Annotated in this window: 21 protein-coding genes; 20 read left to right on the top strand and 1 reads right to left on the bottom strand. The window is 68.8% G+C overall.

Annotated elements, in window-relative coordinates:
* Positions 1–2: 2 nt before the first annotated feature.
* Genes pcaH through ACFV15_RS09845 form a run of 8 tightly spaced genes read left to right on the top strand, consistent with a single transcriptional unit; the run spans position 3 to position 6,013 of the window.
* Positions 3–731 (top strand): protocatechuate 3,4-dioxygenase subunit beta, encoded by a 729-nt coding sequence (pcaH, locus tag ACFV15_RS09880; RefSeq protein ID WP_378349815.1) that lies wholly within the window; start codon positions 3–5, stop codon positions 729–731.
* Positions 728–1,270, top strand: a complete 543-nt coding sequence (gene pcaG / locus ACFV15_RS09875) for a protocatechuate 3,4-dioxygenase subunit alpha (RefSeq protein ID WP_378349814.1) — start codon at positions 728–730, stop codon at positions 1,268–1,270. The genes pcaH and pcaG overlap by 4 nt, the downstream gene beginning before the upstream one ends.
* Complete coding sequence (locus ACFV15_RS09870; protein ID WP_378349813.1) at positions 1,263–2,591, top strand: adenylosuccinate lyase family protein; 1,329 nt, start codon at positions 1,263–1,265, stop codon at positions 2,589–2,591. Before pcaG ends, ACFV15_RS09870 begins: the two co-directional genes overlap by 8 nt.
* Entirely contained in the window at positions 2,588–3,346 is a 759-nt protein-coding gene (gene pcaD / locus ACFV15_RS09865) for a 3-oxoadipate enol-lactonase (protein ID WP_378349812.1), read from the top strand. The genes ACFV15_RS09870 and pcaD overlap by 4 nt, the downstream gene beginning before the upstream one ends.
* On the top strand, positions 3,339–3,728 hold the full coding sequence (gene pcaC, locus ACFV15_RS09860; RefSeq protein WP_378349811.1) for a 4-carboxymuconolactone decarboxylase: 390 nt from the start codon (positions 3,339–3,341) through the stop codon (positions 3,726–3,728). The genes pcaD and pcaC overlap by 8 nt, the downstream gene beginning before the upstream one ends.
* 9 nt (positions 3,729–3,737) lie before the next feature.
* Positions 3,738–4,535 carry an IclR family transcriptional regulator C-terminal domain-containing protein gene (locus ACFV15_RS09855; RefSeq protein WP_378349810.1) on the top strand — a complete coding sequence of 266 codons (798 nt, stop codon included), beginning with the start codon at positions 3,738–3,740 and terminating at the stop codon, positions 4,533–4,535.
* Entirely contained in the window at positions 4,528–5,142 is a 615-nt protein-coding gene (locus ACFV15_RS09850; protein ID WP_378349809.1) for an NTP transferase domain-containing protein, read from the top strand. The genes ACFV15_RS09855 and ACFV15_RS09850 overlap by 8 nt, the downstream gene beginning before the upstream one ends.
* Positions 5,143–5,152: 10 nt before the next feature.
* The gene (locus tag ACFV15_RS09845; protein WP_378349808.1) at positions 5,153–6,013 is read left to right on the top strand and encodes an AAA family ATPase; all 861 of its coding nucleotides are present in this window, start codon (positions 5,153–5,155) and stop codon (positions 6,011–6,013) included.
* Here the strand turns inward: ACFV15_RS09845 and ACFV15_RS09840 are convergent.
* Positions 6,010–7,023 (bottom strand): nucleoside hydrolase, encoded by a 1,014-nt coding sequence (locus ACFV15_RS09840; protein WP_378349807.1) that lies wholly within the window; start codon positions 7,021–7,023, stop codon positions 6,010–6,012. The genes ACFV15_RS09845 and ACFV15_RS09840 overlap by 4 nt on opposite strands.
* 209 nt (positions 7,024–7,232) lie before the next feature.
* Between ACFV15_RS09840 and ACFV15_RS09835 the strand changes: the two genes are divergently transcribed.
* From ACFV15_RS09835 to ACFV15_RS09780, 12 genes are all read left to right on the top strand, one after another.
* Complete coding sequence (locus tag ACFV15_RS09835) at positions 7,233–8,330, top strand: VWA domain-containing protein (protein ID WP_378349806.1); 1,098 nt, start codon at positions 7,233–7,235, stop codon at positions 8,328–8,330.
* The gene (locus tag ACFV15_RS09830) at positions 8,323–9,435 is read left to right on the top strand and encodes an XdhC family protein (RefSeq protein WP_378349805.1); all 1,113 of its coding nucleotides are present in this window, start codon (positions 8,323–8,325) and stop codon (positions 9,433–9,435) included. Before ACFV15_RS09835 ends, ACFV15_RS09830 begins: the two co-directional genes overlap by 8 nt.
* A 50-nt stretch (positions 9,436–9,485) precedes the next feature.
* On the top strand, positions 9,486–10,118 hold the full coding sequence (locus ACFV15_RS09825) for a TNT domain-containing protein (RefSeq protein ID WP_378349804.1): 633 nt from the start codon (positions 9,486–9,488) through the stop codon (positions 10,116–10,118).
* A gap of 183 nt (positions 10,119–10,301) precedes the next feature.
* Positions 10,302–10,835 carry a (2Fe-2S)-binding protein gene (locus ACFV15_RS09820; protein ID WP_370943512.1) on the top strand — a complete coding sequence of 178 codons (534 nt, stop codon included), beginning with the start codon at positions 10,302–10,304 and terminating at the stop codon, positions 10,833–10,835.
* A complete protein-coding gene (locus ACFV15_RS09815) occupies positions 10,835–13,273 on the top strand; it encodes a xanthine dehydrogenase family protein molybdopterin-binding subunit (RefSeq protein WP_378349803.1) in 2,439 nt (812 codons plus the stop codon). Before ACFV15_RS09820 ends, ACFV15_RS09815 begins: the two co-directional genes overlap by 1 nt.
* Positions 13,270–14,124 (top strand): FAD binding domain-containing protein, encoded by an 855-nt coding sequence (locus tag ACFV15_RS09810; protein WP_378349802.1) that lies wholly within the window; start codon positions 13,270–13,272, stop codon positions 14,122–14,124. Before ACFV15_RS09815 ends, ACFV15_RS09810 begins: the two co-directional genes overlap by 4 nt.
* 19 nt (positions 14,125–14,143) lie before the next feature.
* A complete protein-coding gene (locus tag ACFV15_RS09805; RefSeq protein ID WP_378349801.1) occupies positions 14,144–14,770 on the top strand; it encodes an SRPBCC family protein in 627 nt (208 codons plus the stop codon).
* Positions 14,771–14,985: 215 nt separating this feature from the next.
* Complete coding sequence (locus ACFV15_RS09800) at positions 14,986–16,044, top strand: NAD(P)-binding domain-containing protein (protein WP_378349869.1); 1,059 nt, start codon at positions 14,986–14,988, stop codon at positions 16,042–16,044.
* Positions 16,045–16,277: 233 nt separating this feature from the next.
* Positions 16,278–17,063, top strand: a complete 786-nt coding sequence (locus ACFV15_RS09795) for an SMP-30/gluconolactonase/LRE family protein (RefSeq protein WP_378349800.1) — start codon at positions 16,278–16,280, stop codon at positions 17,061–17,063.
* A gap of 278 nt (positions 17,064–17,341) precedes the next feature.
* On the top strand, positions 17,342–18,889 hold the full coding sequence (locus ACFV15_RS09790; protein ID WP_378349799.1) for a discoidin domain-containing protein: 1,548 nt from the start codon (positions 17,342–17,344) through the stop codon (positions 18,887–18,889).
* 2 nt (positions 18,890–18,891) lie between these two features.
* Positions 18,892–20,106: an MFS transporter gene (locus ACFV15_RS09785; protein WP_378349798.1), complete on the top strand. Its 1,215-nt coding sequence runs from the start codon at positions 18,892–18,894 to the stop codon at positions 20,104–20,106.
* A complete protein-coding gene (locus tag ACFV15_RS09780) occupies positions 20,103–21,065 on the top strand; it encodes a TolB family protein (RefSeq protein ID WP_378349797.1) in 963 nt (320 codons plus the stop codon). The genes ACFV15_RS09785 and ACFV15_RS09780 overlap by 4 nt, the downstream gene beginning before the upstream one ends.
* The last annotated feature ends 23 nt before the right edge of the window (positions 21,066–21,088 follow it).

Below are 21,088 nucleotides of genomic sequence, written 5' to 3'. Positions count from 1 at the left end.
CCATGGGAGACCTGCGGTTGCCGCGGTACGCACGTGATCCGGACGGCACCCATCCGCCGCTGGACTACGCGGGCTACGGCTCGACCAAGCTGCGGCACCCGCGGCAGCCGCTGGTGCTGCTGCCGCAGCAGCTCACCGAGGTCACGGGCCCGCTGCTCGGCCCCGGCAGGCTCGGGGAGTTCGACAACGACCTCACCCGCCAGCACGCGGGGGAGCCGCAGGGCCAGCGGATCATCGTCACCGGCAGGCTGCTCGACGGCGACGCCAGGCCGGTGCGGAACTCGCTCGTCGAGATCTGGCAGGCCAACGCGGGCGGGCGCTACAAGCACACCGGGGACCGCTGGCCCTCGCCGCTGGACCCGAACTTCGACGGGGTCGGCCGCACGCTGACCGACGACGACGGCCGCTACACCTTCACCACGATCAAGCCGGGCGCGTACCCGTGGAAGAACCACGACAACGCCTGGCGCCCGGCGCACATCCACTTCTCGGTGTTCGGCACGGCGTTCACCCAGCGGCTGGTCACCCAGATGTACTTCCCGGACGACCCGCTGTTCGGCCAGGACCCGATCTTCAACTCCATCCCGGACGAGAAGGCCCGCCAGCGGATGGTCTCCCGCTTCGACCTCGACCGCACCGAGGCCAACTGGGCCTTGGCCTACCAGTTCGACATCGTCCTGCGCGGCCGCGACGCCTCGGTCTTCGAAGACGAGGAGGAGGAAGACGAATGAGCACGCCTTCGCAGACGGTCGGGCCGTTCCTGTCGATCGGGCTGCCCTGGGCGGACGGGCCCGAGGTCGTTCCCGACGGCACACCCGGCGCGATCTGGATCCGGGGCACGGTGTCCGACGGGGCAGGCGAGCCGGTCCCGGACGCGCTCGTCGAGACCTGGCAGGCCGACGCCGACGGCCGCTTCGATCACCCCGACGACCCGCGTGGCGCGGCCGGGAACGGCTTCCGTGGCTTCGGACGCTGCCCGACCGACCCGGACGGGCAGTACGGGATCCGGACCGTCGTCCCCGGTGCCGTTCCGGGAGCCGGCGGTGAGCCGCAGGCGCCGCACATCGACGTCAGCGTGCTCGCGCGCGGGCTGCTCCATCGGGTGGTCACGCGGATCTACTTCGAAGACGAGGACAACGGCGCCGACCAGGTGCTCGCCCTGGTTCCCGAGGACCGCCGCCACACCTTGATCGCGACGAAGACCGAGGACGGCTACCGCTTCGACGTGCGCCTTCAAGGAGAGGGCGAGACAGTGTTCTTCGATGTCTGACCTCTTCGATCCACTTCTGGCGGCGGGCCCGGTGCGGGCGGAACTCGGTGATCAAGCGTGGCTGCAGGCCATGCTCGACGTCGAGGCCGCGCTCGCGGGCGCGCTCGCCGACGCCGGGCTGCTCCAGCCAGCGCACGCCAGGAACATCGCCGAGGCGTGCCGCGCGGAGTACTACGACGTCGTGGAATTGGGGGCGCAGGCCGTCGCGATCGGGAACCCGGCCGGGCCGCTCGTGCGGGCGCTGACCACTCAGGTCCACGGGGACGCCGCCGGGTATGTCCACTTCGGGGCGACCAGCCAGGACGTGCTGGACAGCGCGCTCATGCTGGTGGTCGCCCGTGCGCTCGTCCCGCTGCTCGAGGACCTCGAAGCCTGCGCGGACCGCGCGGCCGAACTCGCCGAGCGGTACGCCCGCACCGTCCAAGCCGGGCGTACCCTCCTGCAGCAGGCCTTGCCCACCACCTTCGGGTGTGTGGTGGCGAGCTGGCTGTCCGGGTTGGACACGGTCATCGGCAGGCTCGGCGCGTATCGCCCGGCCGCGCAGCTGGGCGGGGCGGCGGGCACGCTCGCGTCCTACGGCGAGCACGGCCCGGCCGTGGTCAAGGCGTTCAGCGAGCGACTCCAGCTGGACGAGCCTCAGCTGCCTTGGCACACCGAACGCACTCGTGTCGCCGAACTCACCGGGTTGCTGGGTGAGGTCGACGGCGTCGCCGCGCGGATCGCGCGGACCGTCACGTTGCTGGCGCAGACCGAGATCGGTGAGGTCTTCGAAGCGGGACCGGCCGGATCCGGCGGTTCGTCCACCTTGCCGCACAAGCGAAACCCGGTCGCCGCGGTCGCCGTGCTGGCCTGCGCCCGCCCGGCGCCGGGGCTGGTCGCGAGTGTCTTCGCCGCGATGGAACAAGATCATCAGCGGGCGGCGGGCGCGTGGCACGCCGAGTGGCGGCCACTGCAGGAATTGCTGCGGGGCACCGGCTCGGCCGTGCACTGGCTGCGCACGAGTCTCGAACGGCTGCGCGTCGACGAACGCGCGATGCGGGAGAACGTCCGCGATGAGCTGATGACCGAGCGGGTCACCGGAGCCTTGGTGGACAAGGCAGGGCGGCTCGCCGCGCACGACGCGGTCGCCGACTGCAGCCGCCGCGCCGCGGCGGGAGAGGGGGCGCTGGTGGATCTGCTGGCCGCGCATCCGTTGGTGGGCAAGCATCTCGACCGCGCCGGTATTGTGGGGTTACTGGACCCGTCGGGGTACCTCGGGAGCGCCCAGACCTTCGTCGAGCGCGCGCTTTCGGCTCACCACAAGCGAAAAGGACACGCATGAGCGTCGCGGTGCACTACGAGACCCTCGGTGACGGCAGCCCCGTGGTGTTCAGCGGTTCCGTCGGCAGCAGCCTGCGCATGTGGGACGACCAGGTCCGCGCGGTGGCGGCGGCGGGCTACCGCGCGATCGCCTACGACCACCGCGGTCACGGCGACTCGCCCGTGCCGCCGGGGCCGTACAGCATCGCCGATTTCGGCGAGGACGTCGTCGCGCTGCTGGACAAACTGGACATCGAGCGCGCGCACCTCGTCGGGCTTTCGCTCGGCGGCATGACCGGGATGTGGCTCGGCGCGCACGCGCCGGAACGGATCCGCTCGCTGACCCTCTGCTGCACCTCGGCCGAACTCGGCCCGCCCAGCATGTGGGTGGACCGGGTCAACACGGTCCGGGACGGCGGGCTCGAAGCCATCGCGGACGGCGGCCTCGCGCGCTGGGTGACCCCTTCGTTCGCCGGTGATCGCCAGGCGTTGCGAACCATGCTGGTCAGCACGCCCCAGGACGGCTACATCGCGTCCTGCCAGGCGCTCGAGCGGATGAACCTGGCAGGCGACCTGCCGAAGATCACCGCGCCGACGCTGGTCATCGCGGGCGGCGAGGACGTGGCCACCCCGGTCGAGCACGCCCAGCGCATCGCGGACGGGATCCCCGGCGCCCGGCTGGAGATCGTCGAAGGCGCAGCGCACCTCGGCAATGTCGAGCGGCCCGAGGCGTTCACCCCGCTCATCCTGGACCACCTCAAGGGGAGCGATGACTGACGATCTTTACGAAACAGGCATGAAGGTGCGGCGCGAGGTACTCGGCGACGCGCACGTCGACAGGGCCACCGCCGCGGCCACCTCGTTCTCCCAGCCGTTCCAGGACTACATCACCCGCTCGGCCTGGGGTTCGGTGTGGGCACGGGACGGCATCGACCGGCGTACCCGCAGCTTCATTACCCTCGGCGTGCTCACTTCGTTGCAAGCGCACGAAGAACTGGCCATGCACGTCCGTGTGGCAATCCACAATGGACTCACCGTCGAAGAGATCAGCGAGACCATCCTCCACACCGCCGTCTACGTCGGCGCGCCCGCCGCGAACGCGGCTTTCGCGATCGCGCAACGTGTCCTGACCGAGCTGGGGGAGGTACCCACGGGATAAGCTGGGCAAATGGAAGAGGCAGAGCGCGGCGCGCACCACGTGCAGTCGCTGGAACGGGGCCTGGCGGTGATCAAGGCGTTCCATGCCGACGCGGCCGAGCTCACCCTCAGTGACGTGGCCCGCTCGACCGGGCTGACCAGGGCCGCCGCTCGCCGGTTCCTGCTCACGCTCACCGATCTCGGGTACGTCCGCACCGACGGCAAGTACTTCTCGCTCACCGCGAAGGTGCTCGAGCTCGGCTACTCCTACCTGTCCAGCATGTCGCTGCCCGAGGTCGCGCAGCCGCACCTGGAGTTCCTGTCCGCCGAGGTGCGCGAGTCCAGTTCGGTCTCGGTGCTGGAGGGCACCGACGTCGTGTACGTCGCGCGCGTGGCCGTGTCGCGGATCATGACGGTCAGCATCAACGTCGGCACCCGGTTCCCCGCCTACGCCACCTCGATGGGCCATGTCCTGCTGTCCGGGCTGAGCGTCGCCGAGTTCGAGGCGTACCTCATGGTCGCCAAGCTCGACCCGCTCACCGCGCACACGCTGACCTCCGACGACGCGTTGCGCGCCGAGGTCGCGCAGGTCCGCGCGCAAGGCTGGGCGATGGTCGACCAGGAACTCGAGGAGGGCCTGCGCTCGGTCGCCGCGCCGATCCGCAACCGGCAGGGCCGCATCATTGCGGCCGTCAACCTGTCCACCCACGCCAGCCGCACGACCCCGGAATCCATGCGCGAGGAGCTGCTGCCGCCGCTGCTCAACGCGGCGAAGCGCATCGAAAACGACCTCGCCATCACCTCGCCCGCCAGGGCCAGGCGTGGCTGAAGCAGGCGGCCTGCTCCTCGCGGCCGGCGCCGGACGCCGCTTCGGCGGCCCGAAGGCACTGGCCGAACTCGACGGCGAACCCTTGCTGCTGCGTGCGTTGCGCACGCTGACCGAGGGCGGCTGCGCGCCGATCCGCGTCGTGCTCGGCGCCGAGGCCGACCAGGTTCGCGCGCTGCTGCCCGACCCGTCGATCGCCGTTGACGCCGAAGACTGGCCGACCGGCATGGGCGCCTCCCTGCGTGCCGGGCTCGACGCCTTCGCCGCGACGGAGGCCGGTTCGGTGCTCGTGCACCTCGTCGACCTGCCCTGGGTGGGCCCGGACATCATCGAGCGGGTCCGTGCCACCGCGGGCCCGGAAGCCGCCGCGCGCGCGAGCTATGACGGCGTCCCCGGGCACCCCGTGCTGCTCGGCAGGCGCTGGTGGCCGGAGATCGCCGACACCGCGCGCGGTGATCGCGGCGCCCGCGACTGGCTCGCCACCAGAACCGACCTCCAACTGGTCGAATGCGCCGACCTCGGAGTTGGACGCGACGTCGACCGCCCAGGTGACCTACGCCCGCCCGTCTCCCACCGCCACTCTCAACGGAGGCGCTTCGCGCCCGAGTAGATTCGAACCCATGACTCCCGAGGAGATGGCGGACAAGCTCGGCGCCGTCGGCTACCTCGCCGACGACGGCGTGGCCACCGCCGCGTTCCTCACCTTGAGCATGGGCCGCCCGCTCTTCTGCGAGGGTGAACCCGGCACCGGCAAGACCTCGCTCGCGGTCGCGCTCTCGCAGGCGTTCGAACTCCCGCTCATCCGCCTGCAATGCCACGAGGGCATCGACGCCGCGCAGGCACTGTACGAATGGGACTTCCCACGCCAGCTCCTGCACCTGCGCGCACTCGAAGCCGCCAACGGCGCACTCGACGTCGAAACGGCCGAGCAGTCGCTTTACACCGAGCGGTTTCTGCTGGCCAGGCCGTTGCTGCGGGCGCTGCGCGAAGCGCCGTGCGTACTGCTGATCGATGAGATCGACCGCGCCGACGACGAGTTCGAGGCGTTCCTGTTGCAGCTGCTCGACGAAAACGCGGTCACCATCCCCGAGCTCGGCGAGATCCGCGCGCAGCGCCCGCCGATCGTGGTGCTCACCTCGAACCGCACCCGCGAGGTGCACGACGCGCTCAAGCGCCGCTGCCTCTACCACTGGCTCGACCATCCCGACCTCACCCGCGAGGTCGCCATCCTGCGCAGGCGCCTGCCCGGCGTCGGCGAACGGCTCGCCACCCAGGTCGCGGTCGCCGTCCGCCGGCTGCGCGAGCTCGAACTCCTCAAGCCGCCCGGCGTGGCCGAATCACTGGACTGGACGCGGGCGTTGCTCGCGCTGGGCCGCGACGAACTCGACGCCGAGTCCGCCGCCCGCACCCTCGGCGCGGTGCTCAAGTACAGCGAAGACCTCGACCGTGTCCGCGCCAAACTCGACAGCCTGTTCGCCTAACCCCCGTTGAGCATCGCGAAGTAGCCCGCCTCGTAAGCGGTGAGATTCCCATGGTGGCCAACGCGTTGCGGCGTGCCGTCGGCGCTGATGACCGTTCGCCCGGCTGATTTCCCGGTCACCACGACGTCGACGCGGTCTTGGCGGAACTCGACCGGGCTCGTCGCGTCGAAAGCGGCCGACGCGGCGAGCGTGTCCCACCAGTAGCCGACACCCTGCTCGATGAACGGCCAGATGTCCGGCTGCGTCAGGATTCCGTGCACCATAAGGCTTTCCGCAGTGCTACCGGCACCTAGCCGGTGCACGAAAGCGGGCGTGATCGGCACGTCGTTGGTAGCGTCGAGCGGCACGATGTCCACACGTGACCGCTGGAACACCTCGCGTGCCGATACCGGATCCAGCCAGAGATTGGTCTCCTGCGTGCCGTCGGCTCCCGGCGCTTCGACATTGCCCGCGACGCCGAACGCACCGCCCATCACCGAAATCCGGCTGATCTTCTCGGCGACACCCGGCAGCCTCGTCGCCTTCGCGACGGTGGTGAGCGGACCCGTCGCGACCACCACGACCGGCGTCCGTGCCGTGAGGACACTCGCCGCGAACAGCAGCGAAGCCGGAAGCACCGAAGGACGGTCCAGCCGATTCCCGTCCCCGAGTGCTCCGGAAAGCACCTTCTCGGTCCAGGCGCGCGCGTCCGGAGTCGGCGTGTTGACGCCCTTGTCCGAGCCGTCGGCCACCGGAATGCCGCTCAGGCCACATTTTTCGAGAATCGTGCGGGTATGCGTGAGCGCGCGGCCCGGAGTTCCGGATCCGTTGTTGACCACGGTGACCGCGCGCAGTTCGATGCGATGCCGTTTGTGCGCTTGGCAGAGATACGCGAGCGTGGCCGCGTCGTCGAAGTCCATGTCGGTGTCGAACACGACCGGTGTCGGCGCCGAAGCCTGTGCGGGGACGGTGAGCGCGGTGGTCACGGTGAGAGCGGCGAGTGCCGCGAAGGCCAAGCGGCGCAAGATCATGTGCCTACCGTAGCGCCGGTTAATTCCTTTGACCATCGCGATTCGTTCGGTCACTGTTATGCCCATCAACCAGCTTTCCCCGATCTCTTCGCGCCCGGCCTACTCGCTACCAGGCCATGGTCGCTGCGAAGAGCGCGGTCTGGCGCCCGGCCTGGGGAGGATCGGCCGCCAGACCGCACTTATTCCTTCGAAGAGCGCACAATGGACGCATGGATCCGCTTCCGGGTTTCGTCGGCTTCGCGACCGCGTTGCGTGAGGCCGGTCTGCCTTGCGACGCGCATCGCGTGCAGGCGTACCTCGACGCGGTCGAGCGCCTCGATCTCGCCGAGCCCGCCCAGCTCTACTGGGCAGGCAGGCTGACCCTCTGCGCGGACCCCGACGACTTGCCCCGCTACGAAGACGCTTTCGCGCGCTGGTTCGGCGATGAGCCGCCGCGGCGCGCGGCCAAACCCGTCACCCGTGAGCGCAAGTCGAAAATGGCCACGCTCACCGCGGGTCGTCAGAACGGCGAGTCCTCCCAGACCCCCGAACAGCTCAACGCGGCCGCGAGCGACACCGAGATCCTGCGGCACCGCGACCTCGGCGAACTTTCGATCGCCGAGCGCGAACATCTCCGCGAGCTTTTCGCCGTGCTCCGCCCGGTACCACCCCAAAGATCATCACTCCGGCAGCGCCGGTCGAAACGAGGGCGGCTCGACCCGGCCAGGACGCTGCGCGGCATGCTCGCGGGCGGCGGTGAACTCACCAAGCTCGCGTATCGCGACCGCGCGCGACGGCCCCGGCGCGTCGTACTGCTCATCGACGTTTCCGGTTCGATGAGCCCGTACGCCGACGCGCTGCTCCGGTTCGCGCACGTGGTGGTCAGGAGCGCGCCGTCCAGCGTGGAGGTCTTCACCCTCGGCACCCGGCTGACCAGGGTCTCCCGGCAGCTGCGGCAGCGTGATCCCGAGCGCGCCATGCTCGCGGCCGGGGAAGCCGTGCCGGATTTCGCGGGCGGGACACGGCTCGGCGAGACGCTCAGGGTCTTTCTCGACCGGTGGGGACAGCGGGGTCTGGCCAGGCAGGCGGTGGTCGTGATCTTCTCCGACGGGTGGGAACGGGGTGACCCGAGCCTGCTCGCCGACCAGCTCGCGCGGGCACGCAGGCTCGCGCACGCCGTACTCTGGGTTAATCCCCATGCGGGGCGCGACGGTTACGCACCGGTGCAGTCCGGGATCGCCGCCGCGCTGCCGCATCTGGACGCGCTGCTCGCCGGGCACAGCCTGGCGACTCTGGAACGACTGCTCGTGGAGATCCGCAATGCGTGATGTGTTGGACGAGTTGCACCGCCGCTGGTCGGCGGGCGAGACCGTCGGAGTCGGCACCGTGGTGGCGACGTTCTCGTCGGCGCCGAGGGAACCCGGCGCGGCCATGCTGGTCGGGCCGGACGGCGAGGTCACCGGCAGTGTGTCCGGCGGCTGTGTCGAGGGCGCCGTCTACGAGCTGGCCCAGCAGGTCGTCGAGGACCGTACGCCCGTTCTGCAGCGCTACGGCGTCACCGACGACGACGCGTTCGCGGTGGGGCTGACCTGCGGCGGGATCATCGACATCTACGTCGAGCGGATCGACCGCGAGACGTTGCCGGAGCTGGGCGAGGTCGTCGAATCCGTGCGCGACGGGCAGCCGGTCGCGATCGTCACGGTGATCGAGCACGAGCTGACCGGGCTCATCGGCCGTCATCTGATCGTCTGGCCGGACCGGGTGACCGGCACGCTGGGCTCGTCCCGGATGAACGACGCAGTCGCCGACGACGCGCGCGGGCTGCTCGCCACCGGGCGCACCGACGTCCTGCACTACGGCCCGGACGGCCAGCGCCGCGGCGAGGGCATGACCGTGTTCGTCAATTCCTTCGAGCCGCCGCCCCGGATGCTCGTCTTCGGCGCGATCGACTTCGCGACCGCGATGGCCAAAATGGGCGCCTACCTGGGTTACGAGGTCACCGTCTGCGACGCGCGGCCGGTGTTCGCCACCGCCAGCCGGTTCCCCGACGCGCACGAGGTCGTCGTCGACTGGCCGCACCGCTACCTCAAGGCGCAGGCGGACGCGGGCAAGATCGACCGCCGCACCGCGATCGCCGTGCTCACCCACGACCCGAAGTTCGACGTGCCGCTGCTGGAGTTCGCGCTGCGCCTCGACGTCGGCTACGTCGGCGCGATGGGCTCACGCAAGACGCACGACGACAGGTTCTCCCGCCTGCGCGACGCCGGCCTGACCGAGCACGAACTCGAGAAGCTTTCCTCGCCGATCGGGCTCGACCTCGGAGCCCGCACGCCTGAGGAGACCGCGGTGTCCATCGCGGCGGAGATCATCGCACTGCGCTGGGGCGGCGGTGGCCGTCGGCTGGCGGAGCTGAGCGGCCGCATTCACGGCTAACCCGTTCAGACTCTCGACACCGCAAGGGTTTTTGCGGTGAGGTCGAGTGCATGCCCTTCAAACGCACAGCCACGGTTTTCGCGGCGCTCGCCTTGCTGCTCGCCCCGACCACCGCCTACGCGCAGGAGACCGGCAGGGCCACCGAATGCTCGGACACCTTCTACCACGGGGACAAGCGCCTCGGCCCGGAAAAGCTGCCGGTGGCAGGCGACGTCGGCAGGGAACTGCGCGGGTACCAGCGAACGGGATACCTCACCGAACAGCGATTCCTCGAAGCCTTCTACGATTCGACGGCTTCTTCCTGGCGTTATCCGCCCAAGGACGGCTATGTCCTTTACCCCGACGGCACCCCGATCCAATTCGCCATCTCACTGAGCCCAGGGCTCGCCATTGATCGTTTCGGCAGCGAGTACGGCTCATTCCTGGCGCCGAAAGGCGCGCCGTACTCGTCCCGGTCGATCCCGCCGCAGAGCCTGACCAGCATCCCGGCCGCGTCGTGCAACTACCACGTGTACAAGGTGGCCAAGGAGTTCAAGGTCCATTCGGGTCCGATCGCGCCGTGGTTCGCGCAGCCGGGTGGCGGTACCCAATATCAGCTCGACGCCACTCTGGTGCCCGGTGCGCCGACACCGATCAATGTCGGATGGTTGATCACCAACGGATTTCTCGACCGGGTGCAGTAAATTTTGTCGCTCGGCTGAATGGAGTACAGCGGAACTCCGCGAATTCGGGTCAGGAAAGCCCAGAAAACCGCAGCTGCGGATCGGCCGAGGCGCTCGCACAGGTGGGGGGTTGTACCGGGGAACGGGAAGTAGCACGCTCGAAAGTGAGTCCGATCACACCCGCTCCCAGCACTGGAGACCGCAATGCGCATCACCGTCACCGTGGACGGTACCAAGTACAGCGACGAGGTCGAACCGCGCACGCTACTCGTGCACCATCTGCGTGAACGGCTCGGCAAGGTAGGCACCGTGGTCGGCTGCGACACCAGCAACTGCGGCGCCTGCACCGTCCATCTGGACGGGCACAGCGTCAAGTCCTGCTCGGTGCTCGCGGTCCAGGCCGACGGCTGTGAGATCACCACGATCGAAGGACTTGCCCGCGAGGGCAAGCTGCATCCGGTGCAGCAGGCGTTCCACGACAATCACGCGCTGCAGTGCGGTTTCTGCACGCCGGGCATGATCATGCAGTCGATCGACCTGCTGGCGGACAACCCCGACCCTGACGAAAAAGCCGTGCGGGAAGGACTGGAAGGCAACCTCTGCCGCTGCACGGGGTACCAGAACATCGTGCGCGCGGTCCGCGACGCCGCGCACCACATGCGGCCGGGCGCCGGGCCTGAGGCCGAGCGGATGTCGTCGCAGGAAAGCGCCTCGCACGTGGGCATCGGGGGCGAATGATGACCGCCACCATCGAGCCGGAGGTAGGAAAGTCCCGGCGCCGCAAGGAAGACGAGCGGCTGATCACGGGGCGGACCAGGTGGACGGACAACATGACGTTGCCCGGCATGCTGCATCTCGCTGTGCTGCGCAGCCCGCACGCGCATGCCAAGATCCTCAGCATCGACACCTCCGCGGCGAAACAGGCCGCCGGTGTCGTCGCCGTCTTCACGGCCACCGACCTGGATCCCGCGAGCGAGGTCGGCATGCCCTGCGCGTGGCCGATCACCCCGGACATGAAGTCGCCGCGCCGCCCGATGCTCGCCGCCACCCAGGTGAACTTCGCCGGTGAAGGCGTCGCGGTGGTCGCCGCGCGCACGGCGGCCGAGGCGCACGACGCGCTCGAGTACATCGAAGTCGACTACGAAGAGCTGCCGGTAGTGCTCGGCCTCGAGACCGCGCTCGCCGAGGACGCGACGTTGGTGCACGAGGAACTCGGCACCAACACCAACGCGGTGTGGGTGTTCGACTCCGGCGAAGCGGGCACGGGCGCGAGCTTCGCCGAGACCGCGGGCGACGCCGAAGTCACGGTGACCCGGCGCTTCCGCCAGCAGCGGCTGGTGCCCGCGTTCATGGAGCCCAGGGCCTGCGTGGTCGACCCGACCGGCACGCAGATCACCCTGTGGTCGGCGACGCAGATCCCGCACATCCTCAAGACGATGGCAGCCCTCACCCTCGGCATCCCCGAGCACAAGCTCCGGGTGATCGCGCCGGACGTCGGCGGCGGATTCGGCGGCAAGATCGCCGTGCTGCCCGAGGAGACGATGGCGCTGGCCGTCGCGCAGAAGCTCGGCAAACCGGTGAAATGGAATGAAACGCGCTCCGAGTGCATGCTCACCGCGCACCACGGCCGCGACCAGATCCAGGACATCACGATCACGGCCAAGCGCGACGGCACGGTGCTCGGGCTGAAGGCCGACCTCAAGGCCGACATGGGCGCGTACCTCGGACTGGTCGGGCCGGGTGTGCCGATTCTCGGCGCGTTCATGTTCAACGCGATCTACAAGTTCCCGGCGTACCACTTCGCCTGCACCAACGTGTTCACCAACACCACGCTCACCGACGCCTATCGCGGCGCGGGCCGTCCGGAGGCGACATTCGCCGTCGAGCGGATCATGGACGAGCTGGCGGCCGAACTCGGCATGGACCCGATGGAGCTGCGCGAGAAGAACTGGATCAAGCACGAGGAGTTCCCGTTCACCACGGTGTGCGGGCTGACCTACGACTCGGGCAACTACGAGGCCGCGACCGAGAAGGCCAAGCAGCTTTTCGACTACGACGGCCTGCGCCGCGAGCAGGCGGAGCGGCGCGCGAGCGGCGACCCGATCCAGCTCGGCATCGGGATCTCGACGTTCACCGAGATGTGCGGCCTCGCGCCGTCCAGGGTCCTCGGTTCACTGGCCTATGGCGCGGGTGGCTGGGAGCACGCCGCCATCCGGATGCTCGCCACCGGCAAGGTCGAAGTCGTCACCGGGTCCTCCGCGCACGGCCAGGGCCATGAGACGGCGTGGAGCCAGATCGTCGCGGACCAGCTCGGTGTGCCGTTCGAAGATGTCGAAGTGCTGCATGGCGACACTCAGTCCTCCCACAAGGGCTTGGACACTTACGGATCGCGCTCGCTGACCGTCGGCGGGATCGCGGTCATCAAGGCGGCGGAGAAGGTGATCGGGAAGGCTCGCACGATCGCCGCGCACCTCATGGAATGTTCGGAGGACGATCTCGAATTCGCCGGTGGGCAGTTCACCGTCAAGGGCACCGACAAGGCGACGAGTATCCAGGAGGTCGCGTTCGCCGCGTTCATGGCGCACAACCTGCCGGACGGCATCGAACCGTCGCTGGATTCCGATGCCACGTACGACCCGGAGAACTTCTCGTTCCCGCACGGCACGCACCTCTGTGCGGCCGAAGTGGACACCGAGACGGGCCGGATCACCTTGCGCAGCTACGTCTGCGTCGACGACGTCGGCGTGGCGGTCAACCCGTTGATCGTCGAGGGCCAGGTGCACGGCGGGCTCGCGCAGGGCATCGCGCAGGCGTTGTTCGAGGAGGCGGTGTTCGACGAGAGCGGCACGCTGACCACGGGCACGTTCGCGGACTACCTGCTGCCGTCCGCGGCCGACCTGCCCTCGTTCACCACCGACCGCACGGAAACCCCGTCGACCACGAACCCCTTGGGCGCCAAGGGAGTCGGCGAGGCGGGCACGATCGCGTCCACGCCCGCCGTTGTCAACGCGGTCGTCGACGCGGTGCGGCATTTCGGGGTGACCGACATCGAGATGCCGATGACGCCGATGCGCGTGTGGCACGCCATCCAGCACGGGACGAAGGCCGCCGGCGATATCGGCTCCGAAGCCGGTGGCGGACTCGGCTCGATCGACGCATCCGGAGGTGCGCAGTGATTCCCGCGAGTTTCGACTACGTCGCACCATCCACAGTGGACGAAGCGATCCGCGCGCTCACCGAAGCCGGTGAGGATGCCAAGGTGATCGCGGGCGGGCAGAGCCTGCTTCCCGTGCTGCGCATGCGGCTCGCCACGCCGACCTTGCTGGTCGACCTCGGCAAGATCGGCGAGCTGCGCGGGGTCCGCGAGGACGGCGACGCGCTCGTCATCGGCGCCATGACCACGCACTACGACGTGCAACGCGATCACCTGGTCGCCGAGCACGCCGCGCTGCTGGCCCGCGCCACCGACACGGTCGCCGATCCGCAGGTGCGTCACCGCGGCACCTTCGGCGGCTCGCTCGCGCACGCCGACCCCGCCGGTGACCTGCCCGCGCCGGTGCTCGCGCTGGACTGCGAACTGGTCATCGCGGGACCGGACGGCCGCCGGAGCGTGCCCGCCGCGGAGTTCTTCCAGGACTTGTTCACCACCGCACTTGCGGAGAACGAGATACTGGTCGAGGTGCGGGTGCCGAAGCACACCGGGTGGTACTCGCACTACGAGAAGTTCAACCGCGTCGCGCAGGCCTGGTCGATGGTCGCCGTCGCGGCCGCGGTGCGGACCGACGGTGCCACGATCACCGAGGCCAGGGTCGCGCTGACGAACATGGGTTCGACGCCGATGCGCGCCACCGGCGTCGAACAGGCACTGGTGGGCCAGCCCGCCACGGCCGAAGCGATCACGGCGGCCGCCGCGCACGCGGCCGAGGGCACCAGCCCGCCCGTCGACGGCAACGCCGACGCCGAATACCGGCAGCAGCTCGCCCGCGTGCTCACCGGCAGGGCGCTCGCGTCGGCGATCGGCACGTAACCAGAAGGGAGGTCGGCCCGTGCGGCTCGACCATGAATTCACCGTTCCGGCAGGCGTCGAGGACGTCTGGAAGGCCGTGATCGACCCCGAGTACGTGGCGCCCTGCATGCCGGGCGCGACGGTCACGAAGGTCGAGGGCGACACGTTCAGCGGCACGGTGAAGGTCAAGCTCGGGCCGATCTCCCTGCTCTACAAGGGCACCGGCGAATTCCTCAAGAAGGACGAAACCGCGAAGAAGGTCGTCATCAAGGCGGCGGGCAAGGACGCGCGCGGCGCGGGCACGGCGTCCGCCACGGTCACCCTCACGCTGACCGAGCGCGACGGCGGCACCCACGGCGCGGTCGCGACCGAGCTTTCGGTCACCGGCAAGCCCGCCCAGTTCGGGCGCGGGATGATCAGCGAGGTCGGCGGCAAGATCTTGGACCAGTTCGCGGCGCGGCTGGCCGAGAAGCTCGGCACTCCCGAAGAGCCCGAGCCGGAACCCGAACGGCCTCAGCTGCGCAGCGTGCCCCCGATCCCGGAGTCCGAGTCGATCGACCTGGTCGAACTCGCGGGCGACTCGGTGGCCAAACGTTTGCGCCCGGTGCTCGCCATCGGCGCGGCGATCGCGGCCTTCCTGCTGATCAGGAAGCTGCTTCGCCGCTAGGGCGCGTTTCTCGGATCGGATGCGCGATAGCCGCGCCCAGGCGGCCCCTGGCGGCACCGCGGGATCACCCGAGTACAACCCGGTACGAGGATGATCTCGCGGTACCGCCAGGAACCACCTGGATCACGACTCTCATCGCACCCGATCCGAGAAACACGCCCTGGCGTGTGACCGAAACCGCGAAATATCCGGCGACGGTTCCCGTTGAACCCGATATGAGCGCGGACCACGAGACCGACGTAGTCGTGATCGGAGCCGGACAGGCCGGTCTTTCGGCCGCCTATCACCTGCGCCGGACCGGTTTCCGGAACGGCAGCGGGTTCGTCGTGCTCGACCACGGCAAACGCGCGGGCGGCGCGTGGCAGTATCGCTGGCCCTCGCTGGTGCTCGGCAAGGTGCACGGGCTCTACGACCTGCCGGGAATGGCGCTGGGCACGCCGGATCAGAGCAGGCCCGCGTCCGAGGTCGTTTCGGAGTACTTCGACCGCTTCGAGCGCACCTACGATCTGCCGGTCCAGCGCCCGGTCGACGTGCTCTCGGTGAGCCGTGCCGAGGACCGGCTCGTGGTCGCGAGTGCCGCCGAGTCCTGGTCGGCGCGCGCGGTGATCAGCGCGACCGGCACCTGGGATCGCCCGTTCTGGCCGCACTATCCGGGACAGGAGACCTTCGCCGGGCGTCAGCTGCACACCGCCGACTACACCGGCGTGGGGGAGTTCCGCGGCAAGCGTGTGGTGGTCGTCGGCGGTGGGACCTCGGCGATCCAGCTGTTGATGGAGATCGCGACCGTCGCCCGCGGCACGACCTGGGTGACGCGACGGCCACCGGTCTTCCGCTCCGGCCCGTTTTCCGAAGACTGGGGCCGCGAGGCCGTCGCGAAGGTGGAGCGCGCGGTGCGCGCGGGCAAGCCACCCGCGAGCGTGGTCAGCGTGACCGACCTGGCGCTCACTCCCGAGGTTCGCCAGGCTCAGGCGGACGGCATCCTCGACCGCAAGCCGATGTTCGAGCGGATCACCCCGCGTGGCATCGTGTGGCCGGACGGCACCGAGCAGGCGGCCGACATCATCCTGTGGGCGACCGGCTTCCGCGCCGCGATCGACCATCTCGCGCCGCTGCGCATCCGCGAGCCGGGCGGTGGCATCAAGCTGGACGGAACCCGCGTCGTCGCCGAGCCGCGGCTGCATCTGGTCGGCTACGGGCCTTCCGCGAGCACGGTCGGCGCGAATCGGGCGGGCCGCTCAGCGGTGCGCGAAATCAATGAGCTTCTCGGTCATTGAAACATTCAATGGGCTGAAACGCCGAACTTCGCCTTTCCTTCTGGCTAAGCCGATATCCGCCGTGCGACTCTGCCGCCATGCCTCCGCACAAATGGTCTTCGCGTGCCGCGCTGCTCGCGGCCGTCGCGACACTGACGTTCACCGGCCCGGCCGTCGCCGTTCCCGCCGCGGTCTCCTTCACCGTCGGCGCGCGGCCCGAGAGTGTCACGAAAGGCTTTGACGGCAAGGTTTTCGTGACCATCCAGGGTGCGCCCGAGCTCGGCAGGAACGACGGCGAGGTCCGCACGCTCGATCCGAAGACCGGAGCGGTCGCCACTTTCGCCACCGGGCTCGACAATCCGCGAGGTATCGCGTTCACCGGGAAGTATCTTGTCGTCGCCGACACGACGACAGTGTGGACGATCGACAAAAACGGCGTGAAAAAGGTGCTCGCCACTCCCGCTTCTTTCCCGAAGACCATCGAGTTCCTCAATGATGTGGCCGCGGCGGAAGACGGCGACGCCGTGTACGTGAGTGAAATGGGCGGCCGCGGTTTCATGCGCGACCCGAACGGCTACCTCTGGCCGGTCGACAGCCCTCAGGGCGCGGCCATCCCGTCCTCCGCGCGGGTCTACCGCATCCCGTTGACGGGCAAGATCACCGAGGTGGTCAAGCCTTCTCGCAAGACGCTCGTACTGAATGGCGTCGCGCCGAGCCGGAAGCCGGGTCGGCTGCTGATGGTCGACATGTTCTATGGCAACGTTGTCGAAACCGATCTTGAACAGGATCGCAAAAAGATCATCGCCACCGGTTTTCGTGGTGCGGACGGTGTCGCACAGGGTCACGACGGCTCCATCTATGTGTCGAGTTTCGACAACGGCACGGTCTGGAAAATGGATCGCGACGGCGAGAACGTCCAGGTGCTGCTGTCCGGCGTGGGCCGTAGCACGACCGCGGATTTCCTGCTCGATGAGCGAGCAAACTCTTTGCTGGTACCGGATACGTTGCACGGGACGGTGCATGTCGTGCCGCGTTGCTGACATGGATCGGCGCAAGTGAAGCCCCCTCCGTTGCGCACCGCGCAGCGGAGGGGGCTTTCGCATAACTACTGGGTTACGACATCCAGGGGATGGTCTTGCTAGGCGAAAAAGGGACGGGCTACAGTCGCGGGACTTGTTAGTTAAGAAACTTTCTTTACTGTTTACCCGTTGTACACGTACTTCTCTCCCTGCCAGCCGTCCGGCCAAGAGGAGCTCCCGAAGTGACCACTATCAAACGAGCCTTAGCTGTGCTCATACCCGCGGCAGTACTACTGCCCATGACCATGACAGCGACGTCGGCAGCCGCCGACGTCCTGCTGTCGCAAGGAAAGATCACCGCCACCTCCAGCCAGGAAAGTTCCTCGTACGCGGGGAAGTACGCCGTGGATGGCAGCACCACGACCCGCTGGGCCAGCGCCGAAGGCTCGGATCCGCAGTGGATCAGGGTCGACCTCGGCCAGTCGGCCGCCGTGCACCGGGTGAAGCTGAACTGGGAAGTCGCCTACGCCAAGAGGTACCGCATCGAGCTGTCGGCCGACGGCACGACGTGGACCACAGTGGACACGAACGACGCCGGCGACGGCGGGATCGACGATCGGACCGGGCTGACCGGACGAGGCCGGTACGTCCGCGTCGTCGGCACCGCCCGCGGCACGAGCTACGGCTACTCACTCTGGGAACTCCAGGTGTACGGCGTCACCGACACCACCGGTGACACGCAGCCGCCGAGCACGCCGGCCGGGCTGAAGGCGGACGCGGTCGCCGCCTCCAGCGTGGCGCTGAGCTGGACGGCCTCCACCGACAACGTGGCCGTCGACGGCTACGACATCCTGCGCGGTGGCACAGTGGTCGGCACCTCGGCCACGAACTCCTACACCGACACCACAGTCTCCCCGGAGACCGCATACTCGTACACGGTCCGCGCCCGTGACGGTGCCGGCAACGTGTCCGGCGTCAGCACCGCGCTCGCGGTGACGACCCCGGCAGGCGGTGGCGGCGGCAGCTTCGTGCTCGCCGCGGCCGGTGACATCGCCGAGCAGTGCACCGCCAGCTCGTCCTCCTGCATCCACCCCAAGACCGCGGCTCTCGTCCAGGCCATGAACCCCGCCGCGGTCATCACCATGGGTGACAACCAGTACGACGACGCGCACTACTCGGACTACACGAACTACTACGACAAGACGTGGGGCAAGTTCAAGAGCATCACCAAGCCCTCCGTCGGCAACCACGACACCTACGACAGCCCGCCGTTCGCCGGATACGAGAAGTACTTCGGCACGATCGCCAAACCGGACGGCAAGCGGTACTACAGCTGGAACATGGGCAACTGGCACTTCATCTCGCTCGACTCGAACGACTTCGTCGTCGAGGAAGGCGACGGGCTGAACGCCGCGGCCGACCCGCCTCAGGTGGCCTGGCTCAAGGCGGACCTGGCGGCGAACACCAAGGGCTGCGTCGCCGCGTACTTCCACCACCCGCGGTGGAGCTCCGGCGACCACGGCGACAACTCCGGCGCGCAGGTGTTGTGGCAGCCGCTGGTCGACGCCAAGGTCGACCTGGTGCTCAACGGCCACGACCACCACTATGAGCGATTCATCCCGCAGGACGCCAACGGCAATGCCAACCCGGCCGGTCCGGTGGAGATCCTCGGCGGCATGGGCGGCGCCGGCCTGTATCCCCTGAAGACGGCGCACGCGACTACCGCCAAGATGCTCAAGACACACGGTGTGCTCAAGCTGACCATGACGGACAACTCGTTCACCAGTCAGCTGATCGGGCTGGACAGCAAGGTGCTCGACAGCAGCCCGACCTACACCTGCCACTGATCATGTACATCACGACTGACCGCCCGGCCACGGACACCCCCGTGGCCGGGCGGGTGGCGGGCAACGTCATCGCGCTCGGCATGGTCAGCCTGGTCACGGACATCTCCTCGGAGATGGTCACCGCCGTGCTCCCGCTGTACCTGGTCGTCGGGCTCGGGCTGAACCCCTTGCAGTTCGGGCTGCTCGACGGCATGTACGCCGGCGCCACCGCGATCGTCCGCCTGCTGGGCGGGCACGCGGCGGACCGCTGGCACCGGCTCAAGGCGGTGGCGGGCTTCGGCTACGGGCTCTCCGCCGTCTGCAAGCTCGGGCTGATGGCGGCCGGGTCCTCTGTCGGTGCGATCGGCGCGGTACTGGCCGCCGATCGCACCGGCAAGGGACTGCGCACGGCCCCGCGTGACGCGCTGATCTCGCTGAGCAGCGAGCCGGCGTCGCTCGGCCGCGCGTTCGGCGTGCACCGGGCGATGGACACGGTCGGCGCGTTCCTCGGCCCGCTCGTGGCGATGGGTGTGCTGTGGATCAGCCTCGGCAGCTACACGTCTGTCTTCTTCGCCAGCTTCTGCATCGCGATCGTCGGGGTGCTGGTGCTGGGCTTGTTCGTCCGTGACCGTAAACCCGTTGAGAGAGAAAGGGTAACCCTCCGTGAGACACTCGCGGTCCTGCGCCAGGCATCGGTTCGACGAGTCTGCGGCTGGGCGGCACTCCTGGGTCTCGTGACCATCGGCGACTCGTTCGTCTACCTGGTGCTCCAGCGCCGCTGGGACGTCGGCGCGGTCTACTTCCCGTTGCTGCCCTTGGGAACCGCCGGCGTGTTCCTGTTGCTGGCGATCCCGTTCGGCAGGCTCGCCGACCGGGCGGGGCGGTGGAAGGTCTTCCTCGGCGGGCATGTCGCGCTCGCCGTGGCGCTGGTCGTCCTGTGTGGACCGACGGCATGGTGGCTCGGCGTGCTAGCGCTGGTGCTGCACGGCGTGTTCTACGCGGCCACCGACGGCGTGCTGATGGCCGCCGCCGGACCGCTCCTGCCCGCTAACATCCGGGCGGGCGGGCTCGCGCTCGTCCAGACCGGTCAGGCGATCGCCAGGATGCTGTCCTCGGTGCTGTTCGGCCTGCTGTGGACGATGTGGGACATGCGCGTGGCGCTGCTCGTGGTGGTCGCCTCGCTGGTGGCGGTGGTCGTGATCGCCGCCGTCGTCAAACCGCTGGAGGTTTCTGCGTGAAGAAGAAGCTGCTCGTGCTGCTCGCCGCGGTGCTCGTGCTGGCCGGGGTGGCCGTCGGCTATGTCGCCTACGCACGCACGGGCAGCGGTGGCGCCACCGAGAACGCCGTGCCCGTCGCCGAGGGGGAGGTGATGCTGGCGCAGGAGAACCTCCTGTTCCGCAACACCGCGGAAGGCCCCGGTTTCGGCAAGGTGGGTGCCGTTCCGGTGGGGGCGACCACCGGCCCCCGGCAGCTCAGCGGCCTGAGCTGCGACCGGTTCGCGTTCTCGAAACGTACCGGGCTGTGCCTCGCCGTCCAGCCCGGTACGCTGCCGCCCGAGACCGACGTCCTGATCGTCGACGAACACCTGCGTGTCCACCACAAGGAGACGCTGCCCGGCACACCCAGCCGGGCGCGGGTGTCGCCGGACGGGCGGTTCGCCTACTGGACGTTGTTCGTCAGCGGCGACTCCTACGCGGAGACCGGCTTCTCGACCCGCGCCGGGGTCTACGACACGCAGGAAGACAAGCTGATCAAGTCGATCGAGCAGCTCGCGGTCTTCCGCGACGGCGAGCGCTACTACGCGAACGACGTCAACTACTGGGGCATCACGTTCGCGCCCGACGGCAACCGGTTCTATGCCACCTTGGGCAGCAAGGGGCATACGTACCTGATCGAAGGGGACTTCGCGAAGTTCCGCGCCAAGGTGCTGCGCGACGGCGTCGAATGCCCGTCGCTCTCACCGGACGGCACGCGGGTCGCGTTCAAGAAACGCTTCGGGGACGGCTGGCGGATAGCCGTGCTCGAACTGTCGACCATGCGGGAAACCGTGCTCGCGGAAACGCGGTTGGTCGACGACCAGCCCTTGTGGCGGGAGGAGTCGGTCCTCTACGGCTTGGGTGGCGATATCTGGTCGGTGAAAGCCGACGGCTCGGGGGCGCCCCTCCTCCTGGTGCCCCACGGCGTGTCGCCTGGGTGATGGTCGTGAGTGTTCCCGGCGGT

Origin of the sequence: Amycolatopsis sp. NPDC059657 (assembly GCF_042734395.1) — a bacterium.
Classification (GTDB): domain Bacteria; phylum Actinomycetota; class Actinomycetes; order Mycobacteriales; family Pseudonocardiaceae; genus Amycolatopsis.
The sequence above is the reverse complement of the archived record's forward strand: the minus strand, read 5'-3'. Positions and strand labels throughout refer to the sequence as shown.